Source organism: Pseudacidovorax sp. DMC4, from assembly GCF_056314265.1.
The window spans coordinates 17,934-33,394 of sequence record NZ_JBQUYR010000002.1 but is presented as its reverse complement, the minus strand read 5'-3'; the positions used below and the strand labels follow the sequence as shown (position 1 = coordinate 33,394).

At 67.6% G+C, this 15,461-nt stretch carries 13 protein-coding genes and 1 tRNA gene; 6 read left to right on the top strand and 8 right to left on the bottom strand.

The features are described 5' to 3' along the window. Positions 1-78 precede the first annotated feature (78 nt). Both ACT54X_RS03805 and polA read right to left on the bottom strand, forming a co-directional pair. Positions 79-1,374: a glutamate carboxypeptidase gene (locus tag ACT54X_RS03805; RefSeq protein ID WP_476345132.1), complete on the bottom strand. Its 1,296-nt coding sequence runs from the start codon at positions 1,372-1,374 to the stop codon at positions 79-81. Positions 1,375-1,633: 259 nt separating this feature from the next. Then, complete coding sequence (gene polA, locus ACT54X_RS03800; RefSeq protein WP_476345130.1) at positions 1,634-4,423, bottom strand: DNA polymerase I; 2,790 nt, start codon at positions 4,421-4,423, stop codon at positions 1,634-1,636. Between the two features lie 122 nt (positions 4,424-4,545). Here polA and ACT54X_RS03795 point away from each other — a divergent pair, with 122 nt between their 5' ends. The 3 genes from ACT54X_RS03795 to ACT54X_RS03785 are packed head-to-tail and all read left to right on the top strand — an operon-like array spanning position 4,546 to position 6,813. Further along, positions 4,546-4,914: a hypothetical protein gene (locus tag ACT54X_RS03795; RefSeq protein WP_234193825.1), complete on the top strand. Its 369-nt coding sequence runs from the start codon at positions 4,546-4,548 to the stop codon at positions 4,912-4,914. A gap of 7 nt (positions 4,915-4,921) precedes the next feature. Beyond that, positions 4,922-5,974 carry a homoserine kinase gene (locus ACT54X_RS03790; protein WP_294373042.1) on the top strand — a complete coding sequence of 351 codons (1,053 nt, stop codon included), beginning with the start codon at positions 4,922-4,924 and terminating at the stop codon, positions 5,972-5,974. A 41-nt stretch (positions 5,975-6,015) separates the two neighbouring features. Then, complete coding sequence (locus ACT54X_RS03785; protein ID WP_294373040.1) at positions 6,016-6,813, top strand: BPSS1780 family membrane protein; 798 nt, start codon at positions 6,016-6,018, stop codon at positions 6,811-6,813. Between the two features lie 24 nt (positions 6,814-6,837). Here ACT54X_RS03785 and ACT54X_RS03780 read toward each other — a convergent pair whose 3' ends face one another. Together ACT54X_RS03780 and azu are read right to left on the bottom strand one after the other, a co-directional pair. Continuing rightward, positions 6,838-9,252, bottom strand: coding sequence for a UvrD-helicase domain-containing protein (locus ACT54X_RS03780; RefSeq protein WP_294373039.1), 2,415 nt, complete (start codon positions 9,250-9,252; stop codon positions 6,838-6,840). A 48-nt stretch (positions 9,253-9,300) separates the two neighbouring features. Beyond that, positions 9,301-9,753: an azurin gene (gene azu / locus ACT54X_RS03775; protein WP_294373037.1), complete on the bottom strand. Its 453-nt coding sequence runs from the start codon at positions 9,751-9,753 to the stop codon at positions 9,301-9,303. 212 nt (positions 9,754-9,965) lie between these two features. Here azu and ACT54X_RS03770 point away from each other — a divergent pair, with 212 nt between their 5' ends. The 3 genes from ACT54X_RS03770 to ACT54X_RS03760 all read left to right on the top strand — a co-directional run bounded on the left by ACT54X_RS03770 (position 9,966) and on the right by ACT54X_RS03760 (position 11,941). Continuing rightward, positions 9,966-10,628 carry an OmpW/AlkL family protein gene (locus ACT54X_RS03770; RefSeq protein ID WP_294373036.1) on the top strand — a complete coding sequence of 221 codons (663 nt, stop codon included), beginning with the start codon at positions 9,966-9,968 and terminating at the stop codon, positions 10,626-10,628. Between the two features lie 223 nt (positions 10,629-10,851). Then, positions 10,852-11,829, top strand: coding sequence for a GMP reductase (locus tag ACT54X_RS03765; protein ID WP_294373034.1), 978 nt, complete (start codon positions 10,852-10,854; stop codon positions 11,827-11,829). A gap of 36 nt (positions 11,830-11,865) precedes the next feature. Next, positions 11,866-11,941, top strand: a tRNA-Ala gene (locus ACT54X_RS03760). A 76-nt stretch (positions 11,942-12,017) separates the two neighbouring features. Here ACT54X_RS03760 and ACT54X_RS03755 read toward each other — a convergent pair. The 4 genes from ACT54X_RS03755 to ACT54X_RS03740 form a co-directional block, all read right to left on the bottom strand. Beyond that, positions 12,018-12,857, bottom strand: coding sequence for a restriction endonuclease (locus ACT54X_RS03755; protein WP_476345648.1), 840 nt, complete (start codon positions 12,855-12,857; stop codon positions 12,018-12,020). 90 nt (positions 12,858-12,947) lie between these two features. Next, entirely contained in the window at positions 12,948-13,412 is a 465-nt protein-coding gene (locus ACT54X_RS03750; protein ID WP_476345127.1) for a YdeI/OmpD-associated family protein, read from the bottom strand. 32 nt (positions 13,413-13,444) lie between these two features. Next, positions 13,445-14,560 carry a sensor domain-containing diguanylate cyclase gene (locus tag ACT54X_RS03745; protein ID WP_294373028.1) on the bottom strand — a complete coding sequence of 372 codons (1,116 nt, stop codon included), beginning with the start codon at positions 14,558-14,560 and terminating at the stop codon, positions 13,445-13,447. Positions 14,561-14,940: 380 nt separating this feature from the next. Further along, positions 14,941-15,348, bottom strand: a complete 408-nt coding sequence (locus ACT54X_RS03740) for a GFA family protein (RefSeq protein WP_294373026.1) — start codon at positions 15,346-15,348, stop codon at positions 14,941-14,943. Between the last annotated feature and the right edge of the window lie 113 nt (positions 15,349-15,461).

Sequence of the window (15,461 nt, the reverse complement as noted above, 5' to 3'; positions counted from 1 at the left end):
GCAGGGCTCTGCGAGCCCAGCTCCACAGTACGGTGGGAAGCGCCGGGCGGATCAGTCGACACGCCCGCCGCAGGCGGCTCAGCGCGCCGGCACCTTGCCCGCCGACACGTCCATGATCAGCCGCGTGGCCAGGTACAGCCGCGGCGCGATGGAGTCGATCAGCACGTACTCGGCATCGGCGGAGTGCGCGCCGTAGCCCTGCAGACCGAAGCGCTCGACCACGGCCGCCTTGCCCGACAGGCCCGCGAAGGCCGCGTCGGTGCCGCCGCCGGCCACCCTGTCATCGGCGCCCAGCGTGCGGCCGAGTTCGCCGTAGATGCCCTGTGCATGCCTGGCCAGCGCCAGCGCGGCGGCATTGGCCTCCAGCGGCGGGCGGCGGCGCTCGAACACGGCCTCGACCTTGGCCTCGGGGATCAGCTGCGTCTTCACCCGCTCCTGGATGGCGCGCTCCAGACGGTCGTAGTCGGCCACCTTGATCACGCGCACATCGGCCATGGCCTGGGCCGCCGCCGGGATCACGTTGCGGTTGTTGCCGGCCTGCCCCACCGTCCAGTTCATCTTGAGACCAGTGGACGGGTCCGACAGGTCACGCATCTGCAGCACCTGGTGGGCCATTTCGTAGAAGGCATTGACGCCCTTTTCGGGGGCCGAGCCGGCATGCGAGGCCTTGCCCTGCACCTTGAGCGTGACGGCGCCGATGCCGGCGGTGGCGAGCGACAGCTTGTCGTCGTTGGCATAGGCGCCTTCGTGCGACATCACCACGTCATGCTCGGCGCCCAGCTTGCTGATCAGGGCGCGCGAGCCTGGCGAGCTGATCTCCTCGTCACCATTGATCAGCACCGTGATGCGGCCGTAGTCCTTGAAGCCCAACTCCTTGAGCATGGCCAGCGTATGCAGGATCACCGCGACGCCCTGCTTGTCGTCGGCGATGCCCAGGCCGTAGGCCTTGTCGCCTTCGACGCGGAAGGGCTGGCGCGCGCCCATGCCGATGGTGTAGACCGTGTCCATGTGCGCGATGAGCAGGATGCGCGCCTTGCCCGTGCCCTCGAAGGTGGCGCGCACCATCTTGCCGATGTGCTCGGGCGTGTCGCCCATGCGGTAGACCTCGGGCGACTCGGCGCTGCCCGGCTCGATCACCGACACCTCCCCGCCCAGCGCCCGCAGTCGCCCGGCCACCAGTGCCGCCATGCGGTCCAGGCCATCGAGGTCGCGGCTGCCGGATTCGATGGCGACCAGCTGCGAGAGCGTGTCGAGCAGCGGCTGCTTCTGCTGCTGGGCCAGCGTCTCGATGCGCGCGTCGCGCTGGGCGAATGCGGGCGCGGCAGCAACCGTCAGTGCCAGGGCGAGGATGAGGGAGCGGAGCTTAGGTTGCATGGAATCAGGGGTATTCGAATGAGTCGGTCGAAGGTGAAGCAAGGGCGACCTTCAGACGGCCGCGGAGCAGGCCATGCCAAGGCACCCGAGGACCTGGCTCCGCCAGGCCTCTGGGTGCACCCCCCTCCAAGCCGAAGGCGGCAGAGAGGGGCTGAGGGCCGCGGCTCCAAGCTTGCCTGCGCGGGCTTGGACGCGCCCGAAGAGCCGCCGCCTCCGGCGGCCGCCCGGAGCATTGACGCGGCATGGGGGGTGAAGCCCATCAATGCGCCTTTTCCCAGTTCGGACCGAAGCCGATCTCGGCCAGCAAAGGCACCTTGAGCTCGGCCACGCCGGCCATGATGCGCGGCACCTCGGCCCGCACCCAGTTGACCTCGGCCTCGGGCACCTCGAACACCAGTTCGTCGTGCACCTGCATGATCATCTTCGTGTCCAGGCCCTGCGCGTCCAGTGCCTTCTGCACGGCGTTCATGCTCAGCTTGATGAGGTCGGCCGCGGTGCCCTGCATGGGCGCGTTGATGGCCGCACGCTCGGCGGCGCCGCGCCGCGGGCCGTTGGGCGAGCGGATCTCGGGCAGGTACAGGCGCCGGCCGAACACGGTCTCGACGTAGCCCTTCTCCTTGGCGCTGGCGCGCGTCTCGTCCATGTAGTTCTTCACGCCCGGGTAGCGCGCGAAGTAGCGGTCGATGTAGCTCTTGGCTGCGGTGTTGTCGATGCCCAGGTTGCGCGCCAGGCCGAAGCTGCTCATGCCGTAGATCAGGCCGAAGTTGATCACCTTGGCATAGCGGCGCTGCTCGCTGCTGACCTGCTCGGGCGTACTGCCGAAGACCTCGGCGGCCGTTGCCCGGTGCACGTCGATGCCCTCGTTGAAGGCCCGCAGCAGCGCCTCGTCGCCGCTGATGTGGGCCATGATGCGCAGCTCGATCTGCGAGTAGTCGGCGCTGGCGATCACCCGGCCCTCGGGCGCGATGAAGGCCTCGCGGATGCGCCGGCCTTCGGTGGTGCGCACCGGGATGTTCTGCAGGTTGGGGTCGTTGCTCGACAGCCGTCCGGTCACGGCCACCGCCTGCGCATAGTGCGTGTGCACGCGCCCCGTGCGCGGCAGCGCCATCTGCGCCAGCTTGTCGGTGTAGGTGCTCTTGAGCTTCGAGAGGCCGCGGTGCTCCAGGATCTTGGCCGGCAGCGGATAGTCCTCGGCCAGCTTTTCGAGCACCTCCTCGTCGGTGCTGGGCGCGCCGCTCGGCGTCTTCTTGACCACCGGCAGGCCCAGCTTGTTGAAGAAGATGTCGCCGATCTGCTTGGGGCTGCCCAGGTTGAAGGGCTGGCCGGCAATCTCGTAGGCCTGCTGCTCCAGCGCCACGATGCGCTGGCCCAGCTCATGGCTCTGCGCGGACAGCGCGCCAGCATCGATCAGCACGCCGTTGCGCTCGATGCGATAGAGCGTCTCGCTGCTGGCGATCTCCAGCTCGTAGATGAACTTCAGCCGCTCGTCGGCCCGCAACTGCGGCCACAGCACGCGGTGCACGTCCAGCGTCTGGTCGCTGTCCTCGCAGGAATATTCGGCGGCCTTGTCAATGGCGACCTGGCTGAAGGGGATCTGGTGCGCGCCCTTGCCGCAAAGGTCCTCGTAGTCGATGCCGGTGCGGCCGGTGTGACGCTCGGCCAGACTGGCCAGGCCATGGGGCTTGTGCACCTCCAGCACATAGCTTTGCAGCATGGTGTCGTGCACGTAGCCCTGCACCTCGATGCCGTGGTTGGCGAAGACGTGGCGGTCGTACTTGATGTGCTGGCCGAGCTTGTGGCGGCCCGCGTCCTCCAGCCAGGGCTTCATGCGAGCCAGCACCTCGTCGCGGGGCAGTTGCTCGGGCGCGTCGGGATAGTCGTGGGCAAGCGGCACATAGGCCGCCTCGCCGGGCGTCACGCTGAAGCTGATGCCGACGATCTCGGCCTTCATCTCGTCGAGCGAGCTGGTCTCGGTGTCGATGGCGACCAGCTCTGCCGCCTGCAGCCTGGCCATCCAGGCATCGAAGGCCGGCCAGTCGAGCACCGTGTCGTAGACCAGGTTGCTCGCCCGCTCGGCCGCCGCGGCCAGCGTGCCATCGAGCAGTCCGGTGCCGCCCTCGCCCGGCTGCGCGGCGCCATGGCCCAGCAGCTCGGGCGCGGCGGCGTGGGCCTCCAGGCTCTTGGCCAGGCTCTTGAAGCCGTACTGCTCGTAGAAGTCCCTCAGCGCGTCGGTCTGCAGCGGCTGGATGGCAATGCCCTCCAGCGCGGGCAGGCCCTCCACATGGCCGGCCAGGTCGCAGTCGGTGCGGATGGTGACCAGCCGCCGGCCCTGCGGCAGCCAGTCGAGCGCGCGGCGCAGGTTCTCGCCAGCCTGGCCCTTGACCTCGGCCGCATGGGCGATCAGTCCGTCGAGCGAGCCGTACTGCGTGAGCCACTTGGCGGCGGTCTTGGGGCCCACCTTGTCCACGCCCGGCACGTTGTCGACCGCGTCGCCCACCAGCGTCTGGTAGTCCACCATCAACGAGGGCGGCACGCCGAATTCGGCCGTCACGCCCGCCACGTCGCGGCGCTTGCCGCTCATGGTGTCGATGATGGTGACGTGCTCGTCGACCAGCTGCGACAGGTCCTTGTCGCCGCTGCTCACGATCACCTCGATGCCCTGGCCGGCGGCCGTGCGCGCCAGCGTCCCGATGACGTCGTCGGCCTCCACGTCAGGCACGCACAGCACCGGCCAGCCCAGCAGCCGCACCACCTGGTGGATAGGCGGGATTTGCGTGCGCAGGTCGTCGGGCATGGGCGCGCGGTGGGCCTTGTACTCGGGGTACCAGTCGTCGCGGAAGGTCTTGCCCGGCGCGTCGAACACGCAGGCCGCATAGTCGGCGCGCACCTCGCGGCGCAGGGCCTGCATCATGTTGATCATGCCCCGGATGGCGCCGGTGGCGGGGCTGTTGGGGTCGCCAGGCACCGCACGCAGGTCGGGCATGGCATGGAAGGCGCGGTACAGGTAGCTGGAGCCATCGACCAGCAGCAGCGTTTTCTTCTCGGTCATCGGGCCATTCTCCCCTGCCGCCGGAATGCGGCTGTGCGTCGGCGCCTACGGGCTGCGGCAGCCTTCGACGACAGGGGGCAAGGCCGAGGGAACATGGGGGGCGCACCTACAATCGCCCGACCATGCCTGCCCATTCCTCCCCGTCCGTGCGCGCAGCCCTGCTGGCTGCGGGACTGTCGCTCCTTCCGGCCCTCGGCCATGCCCAGACCCCGCCGCCCCAGTCGGCCTCGGCAGCCCCGGCCGCTGAATCGCAGCCGCTGGACGGGCGCCGCAACCAGAAGATCGAGCACATCACGGTGGAAGACCGCGGCGCCAAGGTCGACGAGGTGCGCTACGGCGGCGTGACGCAGAGCATCACCGTCCAGCCCAAGGATTCGGCACTGCCCTCCTACGACATCCAGCCGACGGACGGCACGCGCCAGCGCACCGGCGCGACCGACGGCAACAGTTCCAGCGGCGGTCAGCGCGTCTGGAACGTCCTCAAGTTCTGAACCGCCCGTGGCGGTCTTCACCGAAGTCCGGGCCGACGAAGCGGCCGAACTGATGCGCCGCCTGGGACTGGGCGAACTCACCGAACTGCGCGGCATCGAGGGGGGCATCGAGAACACCAACTACTTCGCCACCACCGACCGGGGCGAGTACGTGCTGACGCTCTTCGAGCGCCTGACGCCGGCACAACTTCCGTACTACCTGGGGCTGATGAAGCACCTGGCCGAGCGCGGCATGCCGGTGCCCGAACCCGCGGCAGTCGGTCCCGGGGGCGGCCCGCTCTTCGATGCCGGCGCCCCGGACACCGCCTGCCCGCTGCTGCACACCATCGCCGGCAAGCCTGCGGCCGTGGTGCGCAAGCTGCAGGGCCGCAGCGAGCTGGCGCCGACCGCCGACCATTGCAGCGCGCTCGGCGACCTGCTGGCCCAGCTGCACCTGGCGGGGCGCGACTATGGGCAGGTGCAGCCCAACCTGCGTGGCCTGCCCTGGTGGAACGAGACCGTTCCGGTGGTGCTGCCGCATGTGGATGACGCCCAGGCCGCCCTGCTGCGCAGCGAACTGGCCTATCAGAACCATGTGGCCGAGTCCTCGGCCTATGCGGCCCTGCCCCGCGGCCCCGTGCATGCCGACCTGTTCCGCGACAACGCCATGTTCGCGCACGACGGCAAAGGCGGCACGCTGCCCGTGGTCACGGGTGTGTTCGACTTCTACTTCGCCGGCACCGACACTTGGCTCTTCGATCTGGCCGTGTGCCTGAACGACTGGGCCATCGACCTGCCCACCGGCCGTGCCGACCCGGCACGCAGCCGCGCCCTGCTCGATGCCTACCAGGCCCGCCGGCCGCTGGGCGCCGCCGAGCGGGAACTGCTGCCCGCGATGCTGCGCGCCGGTGCGCTGCGCTTCTGGATCTCGCGCCTGTGGGACTTCCACCTCCCGCGTGAAGCCAGCATGCTGAAGCCGCACGATCCGACGCATTTCGAGCGCGTGCTGCGCGAACGGGTGCGTGCGCCGCAGGTGCCGGCCCTGCAGGCCGAACCCGTCGCCGAAACGCTGGGCGCCTGAGCGCCCCTTGCGCCGGCGCCGGCCGCCCCCTTCTCCTGCTCATGAAACTCCAAATCGTCTCGCCCCGCACCGGCGTCCAGTGGATGCGCGAGGGCCTGCGCGCCTTCCGCCGCCAGCCGATGGCCTTCTTCTCGCTGTTCATGCTGTTCATGTCGGCGATCGCGATGCTCTCGGTGGTGCCGCTCATCGGCGGCCCCCTGGCTGTGGCCCTGGGCCCGGCCACCACGCTGGCCCTGATGGTGGCCAGCGAGCGCACCGTCCACGGCCGTGCCGACCCCGCCGCGGGGCGGGCGGCCTCGGCCGGCATCTTCCTGCAGGCGCTGCAGGCCGTGCGCGCGCAGGCCAAGCCGCTGGTGGTGCTGGGGGTGCTGTATGCGCTGGGCGCCCTGGCCGCCGGCGGGTTGGCCACGCTGATCTTCGGCGACCCCTTCGATGGCGCCTTCGGCAACGACGGCGCGCCGCAGGCCGAGGTGGTGCAGAGCACCGGTTTCCAGATCGCCGTGCTGGCCCGGTTGCTGTTCTATGTGCCGGTGGCGCTGGCCTTCTGGCATGCGCCCGCACTGGTGCACTGGCATGGCGTGACGCCGGTCAAGAGCATCTTCTTCAGCCTGGTGGCCTGCTGGCGCAACATGGGCGCCATGACGCTGTACGGCCTGGCCTGGGCCGGCGTCGTGCTGGCGTTGAGCCTGCTGATGAGCCTGATCGCCTCGCTGTTGATCGCCGTGAGCGGGGCCGGGGCGCTGGGCATGGCCGTGATGGTGGGCGGCTCCTTCCTGCTCTCGGCCGCCTTCCTCGCCTCCGCCTGGTTCACCTTCCGGGACAGCTTCAGCGTGGAGTGAAGGCGCGGCACGCCCTGCACTTCATCACTCGACCGGCGTGAGCTTGGCCACGCTCAGCGCCAGCCACTTGATGCCGTGGCGGTTGAACTTGACCTGGGCGCGGGCGTCGTCGCCGCTGCCTTCCAGCGCAGTCACCGTGCCTTCGCCGAACTTGTTGTGGAAGACCTGCATGCCGGTGCGCAGGCCGTGCGATGGCGCTGCGCGCTGGGGCACCGTGGCGGGGGCCGGGCTGCTGCTGGCGTAGCCACCGCTGTAGCCCGACGACGAGAAGCCGCCGAAGCCACCACTGCTGCCGCCCGAGCCACCGCCTGCGCCGCTGCCGCCGAACTGCCCGAAGCCGGACTGCTTGGGCGTGAGCCACTTGAGCGCCTCTTCCGGCAACTCGTCGAAGAAGCGGCTGCGCAGGTTGTAGCGGGTCTGGCCGTGCAGCAGCCGGGTCTGCGAATGGCTGAGGTACAGCCGGCGCCGCGCGCGCGTGATGGCCACGTACATCAGGCGACGCTCCTCTTCCAGGCCCTCGAAATCGCTCAGCGAGTTCTCGTGCGGGAACAGGCCCTCTTCCATGCCGGTGATGAACACGCAGTCGAATTCCAGGCCCTTGGCCGCATGCACCGTCATCAACTGCACGGCGTCCTGGCCGGCCTGGGCCTGGTTGTCACCCGACTCCAGCGCGGCGTGCGTGAGGAAGGCGGCCAGCGGGCTCAGCGTCTCGCCGGTGTCGGCATCGGGCGCGAGCGGATCGTCCAGCACCGGCAGGTTCGGGTCCAGGCCCTGGCTGACGACGCTCTGGCGCAGCTCGTCGACCGGCAGGGCCACGGCGTCGCGGCCGAACCCTTCCTGCGTGACGAAGGCCTCGGCAGCATTGACCAGTTCCTCCAGGTTCTCCAGCCGGTCCTCGCCCTCGCGGTCGGCCTTGTAGTGCTCGATCAGGCCGCTGGCGTCCAGCACCAGCTCGACGATCTCCTTGAGCGACAGGCCCTGCGTCTGCTCGCGCATGACGTCGATCTTGGCGACGAAGGCGCCCAGGTTGGCGCCCGCCTTGCCCGGCAGGCCTTCCACGCCCTTGGCCAGCGACACGCCGCGGCTGCGCGCCGCGTCCTGCAATTGCTCGATGCTGCGCGCGCCGATGCCGCGGGGCGGAAAGTTCACGACCCGCAGAAAGCTCGTGTCATCGTCCGCGTTCTCCAGCAGGCGCAGGTAGGCCAGCACATGCTTGATCTCCGCCCGCTCGAAGAAGCGCAGGCCGCCGTACACGCGGTAGGGCATCCCTGCGTTGAACAGCGCCGTCTCGATCACCCGGCTCTGCGCATTGCTGCGGTAGAGCACGGCGATCTCCTTGCGTTCGACATCGTCGCGCACCAGCTGGCGCATCTCCTCGACCATCCACTGGGCCTCGGCGAAGTCGCTGGATGCCTCGTAGACGCGCACGGGCTCGCCGGGGCCCTGGTCGGTGCGCAGGTTCTTGCCCAGGCGCTTCTTGTTGTGGCTGATGAGGGCGTTGGCCGAGTCCAGGATGTTGCTGAAGCTGCGGTAGTTGCGCTCCAGCTTGATCTGGTGCTGCACGTCGAACTCGCGCACGAAGTCGCTCATGTTGCCCACGCGCGCGCCGCGGAAGGCATAGATGCTCTGGTCGTCGTCGCCCACGGCCAGCACGCTGTTGCCGCCCGAGGTGAAGTGGCCCAGCGCATCGGTGTGGCCGGCCAGCATCTTGATCCAGGCGTACTGCAGGCGGTTGGTGTCCTGGAACTCGTCGATCAGGATGTGGCGAAAGCGCCGCTGGTAGTGCTCGCGGACGGCATCGTTGTCGCGCAGCAGCTCGTAGCTGCGCAGCATCAGCTCGCCGAAGTCGACCACACCTTCGCGCTGGCACTGCTCTTCGTACAGCGCATACAGCTCGATCTTCTTGCGGTCGTCCTCGCCGCGGGCCTGCATGTCGCCGGGGCGCAGGCCGTCTTCCTTGGCACCGGCGATGAACCACTGCGTCTGCTTGGCCGGAAAGCGTTCGTCGTCGACGTTGAACTGCTTCATCAGCCGCTTGATGGCCGAGAGCTGGTCCTGCGTATCCAGGATCTGGAAGCTCTGCGGCAGGTTGGCCAGCTTCCAGTGCGCACGCAGGAAGCGGTTGCACAGGCCGTGGAAGGTGCCGATCCACATGCCGCGCACATTGACGGGCAGCAGCGCCGTCAGGCGCGTCATCATCTCCTTAGCGGCCTTGTTGGTGAAGGTGACGGCCAGCACGCCGCCGGGCGAGACCTGGCCGGTGGAGATCAGCCAGGCGATGCGCGTGGTGAGCACGCGCGTCTTGCCGGAGCCTGCGCCCGCCAGGATGAGCGAATGCCCCTCGGGCACCGTGACGGCCGCGCGCTGCTCGTCGTTGAGGTTGGCAAGAAGGGGGGAGTCGGCCGCCGTCGGCTCGGCGTGGGGGCCAGGAAAGGACATCCCCCGATTGTAGGAAGCGGGGCCTGCGCCGGCCCCGCGCAGGGCTGCTTACTTGGCCAGCGCGAAGCTGCCCTTCATGACGCCGGAATGACCCGGGAAGGAGCAGAAGAAGGTGTAGCTCTCACCCACCTTGAGCTTGCTCACGTCCACGGCCACCGAGTCGCTCTCGCCACCGCCCACGACCTTGGTGTGGGCGATCACGCGGGCGTCGCCGGGCTTGACGTACTGCTTGTCCAGGCCGGCCGCGATGCCGTCGTTGGCCACGGCCTGCACGTCGGCGGTCTTGGCCAGCACCCAGTTGTGGCCCATTGCGGCCTTGGGCATCTTGCCGGCATGCTTGAGTTGCACGGTGAAGCTCTTGCAGGCCTTGGGCACTTCGATGGCGGTCTTGTTGAACTGCATGGCGTCGTTGCCTTCGATCTGCACGCTGCAATCGGCGGCGTAGAGGGGCGTGGAGACAGCGGCCAGCAGGGCTGCGGCAACGATGAAACGAGACGACATGGAGAGTCTTTCGGGATGCGGTTGAAGTCGGGATGCAGCCGCGCCAGTGCGAGCCGCAGGGGCATTGTGCGAAGCGCACCACAGCATCCGCATGACATGGATCAAGCAACCGGCAGCGGCTCCCGCGCGGCCCCGCGGACTTGCGCCGCGTCAACACCGGCCCCGAATCCCTTGCAGACACTGACCTGGCATTCACAACCAGAGCACAGCGTATGTCCAGACTGTTCGCCCTCCGGGGCACCACCCTCCTCCTTGCCGCGCTGCTGAGCGGCGGCGCCTTTGCCCAGAGCACCCCGACGCCCGAAGGCAACTGGCTCGTGCGTGCACGTGCCGTGCGGCTCGACCCGGCCAACAAGTCCAGCGCCATCCCCTCGCTGCTCGTGCCGGCCGACGCCATCCACGTCAACGACAAGACCATCCCCGAGCTGGACGTGACCTACTTCTTCACGCCCAACATCGCCGCCGAGCTGGTGCTCACCGTGCCGCAGAAGCAGCGCGTGACCGTCCAGCAGAGCGCCCTGGGCGGCCCGGTGGATATCGGCAGCTTCAAGCACCTGCCGCCCACGCTGATGCTGCAGTACCACTTCCTGCCCGAGGGCACCTTCCGCCCCTACGCGGGCGTGGGTCTCAACTACACCCGCATCAGCTCGGTGAACCTGGCCGTGCCGACCGTGGGCAGCCTGTCGCTCGACAAGAGCAGCGTCGGTCTGGCCCTCGGTGCGGGCGTGGACATCAAGATCGCGCCGCAGTGGTTCCTGAACTTCGACGTGAAGAAGGTGAAGATCGACTCCGACGTCCGTCTGGGCTGGCAGACCGTCTCGAAGGTCAAGATCGACCCCTGGCTGGTGGGCGTGGGCATCGGCTACCGCTTCTGAACCCGCCCCGCCGCAACGCCTCACAACCTTGTCTCTATAGAGGCTATACGCAAACCCATAGGCCGCCCTTTGCGGGGCGCGCCTACACTCAATCACCGGGCCCAAGTTTCTTGCGCCCGGTTTTTTTGTGCCCTGCTTTTCCTGCAATGGCGGCACAGGAGGACCGGCCAGGCCAAGCGCTCATCCTTTTCGTTCACCCACGATTCCCGGAGCCTGGACTGCCATGCAAATCTTCGACTACGACAACGTTCTGCTCTTGCCGCGCAAGTGCCGCGTGGAGAGCCGCGCGGAATGCGACACCACCGTGCAACTCGGCAGCCGCCGCTTCAAGCTGCCGGTGGTGCCCGCCAACATGAAGACGGTCATCGACGAGGCACGCTGCCTGTGGCTCGCACAGAACGGCTACTTCTACGTGATGCACCGCTTCGACCTCGACAACCTGGCCTTCACGCGCCGGATGAAGTCGCAGGGTGCCTTCGCCTCGATCTCGCTGGGCGTCAAGGACGCCGACTACCGCACCGTGGACGCCATGGCCGCCGAGGGCCTGGTGCCCGACTACGTGACCATCGATATCGCCCACGGTCATGCCGACAGCGTGCAGCGCATGATCGGCCACCTCAAGCAGAAGCTGCCGCAGACCTTCGTGATCGCCGGCAACGTGGGCACGCCCGAGGCCGTGATCGACCTGGAAAACTGGGGGGCCGACGCCACCAAGGTGGGCATCGGCCCCGGCAAGGTCTGCATCACCAAGCTCAAGACCGGCTTCGGCACCGGCGGCTGGCAGCTGTCGGCGCTCAAGTGGTGCGCCCGCGTGGCCACCAAGCCCATCATTGCCGATGGCGGCATCCGCGAGCATGGCGACATCGCCAAGAGCATCCGTTTCGGCGCCACGATGGTCATGATCGGCTCGCTGCTGGCCGGCCTGGAAGAGAGCCCCGGCGAGACGGTCGAGGTGGACGGCAAGCGCTACAAGGAGTACTTCGGCTCGGCCTCGGACTTCAACAAGGGCGAATACAAGCACGTCGAAGGCAAGCGCATCCTGGAGCCGGTGCGCGGCACCTGGGAAGGCATCCTGCGCGAGATGCAGGAAGACCTGCAGAGCGCCGTGAGCTACGCGGGCGGCAAGCAGCTGATGGACATCCGCAAGGTCAACTACGTGATCCTGGGTGGCGACAACGCGGGCGAGCACCTCTTGATGTGAGCCGCAACGCTGCGCATATAATCGCGCGATTGCGTTGGGGGGGTAGCTCAGCTGGGAGAGCGCCGCGTTCGCAATGCGGAGGTCGGGAGTTCGATCCTCCTCCTCTCCACCAACACTTCCAAACCCGTTGATTCGTCAACGGGTTTTTTCTTTTTTGCGCACCCCGGGACCCGCGCCGAGTTGGCGTCTCAAACGACTGTCGTGCCTTTGCAGGCGGGGTAGGTCGAGCAGCCCCAGAACGGGTGACCAGCGGCGCTTCCTCGCCTGGCCACCCGCTTGACCATGGCGCTGCCGCAGGCCGGGCACGCAGGCGTCGTCGCTGCCTTGGATGGCATTGATGACGCCTCTGGGACTTCTGAACGTCTGCCTGCCCGGATCAAACGCCGCAGTTCCTCTCCGTTCACGAGTTTGATGTTCCTACCTTCGGCGAAGGCGACGGCGTCATCGGTGAAGCGGCCTGAGGTCACGATGAACGCGCCGTCTGCGCCTTTGGCTGCCATGACGCCATAGACCTCGCGAGCCACGGCGACGCCGACCCGTGTGGCCCTCCACTGCTTGCACTGGACGAAGAATGTTTCCCGGCCTCTGCGCAGCACCAGGTCAATGCCGCCGTCCCCGCCCCCGCCTCCGGTCTCCTGCACGCTGTAGCCCTGCTGCCTGAAGCCTTCGCCCACCAGCATCTCGAACTGCTTCCAGGTCATGTCGTCCAGAGCGCTGGCGCTCTTGGCCTCCTGCACCGTCTGGAGCAAGTTGCTCCGCTGCCGACGCTTGATGGCGGAGGCCGCAGCACCTGCAAGACAAATCAATGGGACCACCCACTGACCGACATAGGCGGCCGCGTGAAGGAACCCCGCCGTCGCGACATTGGCGACGTCTTTCGTCGTAATGCCTTGTGGCAGTGGCTGAGAGGCCCACCCATGCAACAACGCGAAGCTCACCACAGCAAGCACCACGCCCGCCCACCAGGGCAGCAAGGCCACCGCCTCCATCAAGTCTTCCGCAGCACCCGTGCTCTTGCGTCTCGCCACCTGCTTCTCCTGGAACATCCACTTCGACTGCGAACATTTTGATACGTCGCCGAATCGAAGATGAACACCCAGGCTCAGCCATTTGGCAGGTCAGCGTGAACGCTCCTTGTCGCTTCTCTCGTGTGCGGCCAGCACGCCCTCCTGAACTCTCCTGGCACGCGTCTCTGCCTTTGCGGCCTCGTCAATGCGGCGGACGATGAAGTTCCGCTTGCCCGGTGGCAGGGCATCGAAGGCCGCCTGGGCGCCTTCCGCCGCCAATGCAGTCCGCAGATCGTCCGGAATCTCCACCCTGCTGCGGTCCAGGACAGTGATCCTCAGGCGAATGCAGTCACCCGTACGGGCGGATGTCTGCTTGCGGATCCGGGCCTTGATCCGGATGTAGTGCCGCCCTCCGCCCACGGGAAACAGACTCACCTGAAAAGGCTCGGAGTCATTGACACGTGCCATGACCAGCACCGGCCCTTTAGTACCGAGCGCCTCGGTGATCTCGGCCGGCACAGCAACAGCGCAGTAGTCCATGCCTTCCGCCCAGTCCTCCAGGAGCGCCTCGAACATGAACTGCTTGCCTGCCGGGGGTGCCGATGACTTCATGCAGGATGATCCCCGGGAGCGTCCGCCGCCTCGTCGAGCGGTTGGCGATCGAATTGACCAGGGGTCGAGACGAATATCTCGCTGCGGTTGCGGCCATTGGCCTTGGCCCGATAAAGCGCCGCATCCGCCGAACGAAGCAATTCGCGCCCAACGGCACCGTGTTCCGGGTACACGGAAATTCCGCAGGACAGCGTGGCATTGATCGACGCCTCGCCAAAACCGACGGGGCTCTCCATGAATCGACGCCGCAGTTGCTCGGCACGCCGGGCCGCCAGATCGGCGGGGCAATCGGGCAGCACGATGACGAATTCCTCGCCGCCGTACCGGTAGACCAATTCGTCGCTGCGCGCGGCGGCCTTCATGATCGATGCCAGCGACTTGAGCACCTCGTCGCCCACGTCGTGGCCATGCTGGTCGTTGATGTTCTTGAAGTGATCGATGTCCACCATCAGCAGAGCCAGCGCGCGCCCCTCGACCTGGGCCGACTCGAGGGCGGACGGCAATGCCTTTTCCAGATGTCGGCGATTGAGCAGGCCCGTGAGCGGATCGGACATCGTCTGCTCATAGAGCCTGGCCTGCAGCGCCCTGATCTCCTCGACCTGCGCGCGGAGCTTCATTTCGCTGCCGTGCTGGTACATCGCCCGCCGATAGCCGTCGAGCGCATAGGTCACGAAGAACAGGGTGAGCGACAGCATCGCCAACAAGGTGGTGCGCAGGTCGGTGTCGAAATGCACGCCGCTCCAGTTGCCGCTGGCGATCACCAGGCCGGCACCGAGTCCCATGGCGCCGACCACCATCGGCAGGCCGCGCAGCCCGTAGAAGACCACCATGTGAAGGCAGGCGCCCGCAAACATGGTGAAGGAAATCCACAACGGGAAGCCCAGGCCGGCCATCCAGCAACCCGCCCAGAAGCCATCCAGCAACTGGTTGCGATGCTCGGCCTTGCGCTGATCTGCCGACCGCAAAGCAACCCCATAGGCAAGCTGGGGATACAGCAGGAATTGAAGGGCCAGCAGCAGCCACGCCGTGAAGCTCGAACCCACCCCCCACAGGTGCGAGGCAACGGTGAGGAACAGCAGCACATAAAAGATGCTCCGGTTGCGCCGGTTCATCCTCACGAGCCAATAGACACGAGGCTGCTCCCCGGAAGGCGCGGCGGACGCAGAGGGGTGCGGAAAAATCTTCAGCATCGCGCCGGGCTGCGGGCGTTGGACGGAGAAGCCGTGTCGTGCTGAATCCGACGCCGGACGATGGCTCCAGGGCCCTGCTGCAAACTTTTTGCTGAAACTCGCATGTCGGCAACATTCTGATGCACATCGGCACTGGCTCGATGCACCGATGAAAGCCGTTCGAGCCGCCCATATGGGCCCCTTGCCCTGGAACTCGGCCCTGCGCGCGGCGCGATGGCTCAGCGCCTGAGCGTTTTTTGGCCGAGCCCGAGCGGCGGCGTTTTGGCGTGACGAGCGAGCCTGGACCCAAGACGCTCAGGCGCTCAGGGCTGCCCTTCGAAGGAGGCCACGCCGTCCGGCAGGCCGACCCAGTCCAGCCGCCGCTGCGTCCAGATCTCGCGCTGCGGGACACCCAGCGCGTGGCGCTGCTTGATCGTGCCGACGCGCAATGAATAGACCTGGGGATCCTCGGTGGCACAGGCATACAGCGAGCTGCCACAGACCTCGCAGAAAGCGAGCAGGCGCCGGTTGCCGCTGGCCGCGGTCTTGACGTAGGTGCGGGGCGTCCCGCGCAGCAGCCGGAAGCCGGCCGCGGGCGCCGGCATGTTGGCGCGGAAGGCAGATCCGGATTGCATCTGGCAATCCGCGCAGTGGCAGACCGTGATCGTGCCGGGCTCCACCTCGGCCTCGTAGGCGATGGCCCCGCAATAGCACTCACCTTGAATCTTCATCGACGACTCCTTGGCATGGGGCGCGCTCGCCCCGACCCCGTCGACTTTAGCCAACGCGGCGCCGCCATGCGGGCACTGCTGGCGGGTGCCCTGCCGCGGCGCCCCGCCTGCGA

Coding starts and splice junctions, on each gene's coding strand:
- ACT54X_RS03805 (WP_476345132.1), bottom strand. CDS start 1,374: ATGCAACCTAAGCTCCGCTCCCTCATCCTCGCCCTGGCACTGACGGTT.
- ACT54X_RS03780 (WP_294373039.1), bottom strand. CDS start 9,252: ATGTCCTTTCCTGGCCCCCACGCCGAGCCGACGGCGGCCGACTCCCCC.
- ACT54X_RS03740 (WP_294373026.1), bottom strand. CDS start 15,348: ATGAAGATTCAAGGTGAGTGCTATTGCGGGGCCATCGCCTACGAGGCC.
- ACT54X_RS03750 (WP_476345127.1), bottom strand. CDS start 13,412: ATGTTCGAGGCGCTCCTGGAGGACTGGGCGGAAGGCATGGACTACTGC.
- polA (WP_476345130.1), bottom strand. CDS start 4,423: ATGACCGAGAAGAAAACGCTGCTGCTGGTCGATGGCTCCAGCTACCTG.
- azu (WP_294373037.1), bottom strand. CDS start 9,753: ATGTCGTCTCGTTTCATCGTTGCCGCAGCCCTGCTGGCCGCTGTCTCC.
- ACT54X_RS03795 (WP_234193825.1), top strand. CDS start 4,546: ATGCCTGCCCATTCCTCCCCGTCCGTGCGCGCAGCCCTGCTGGCTGCG.
- ACT54X_RS03785 (WP_294373040.1), top strand. CDS start 6,016: ATGAAACTCCAAATCGTCTCGCCCCGCACCGGCGTCCAGTGGATGCGC.
- ACT54X_RS03770 (WP_294373036.1), top strand. CDS start 9,966: ATGTCCAGACTGTTCGCCCTCCGGGGCACCACCCTCCTCCTTGCCGCG.
- ACT54X_RS03745 (WP_294373028.1), bottom strand. CDS start 14,560: ATGAACCGGCGCAACCGGAGCATCTTTTATGTGCTGCTGTTCCTCACC.
- ACT54X_RS03765 (WP_294373034.1), top strand. CDS start 10,852: ATGCAAATCTTCGACTACGACAACGTTCTGCTCTTGCCGCGCAAGTGC.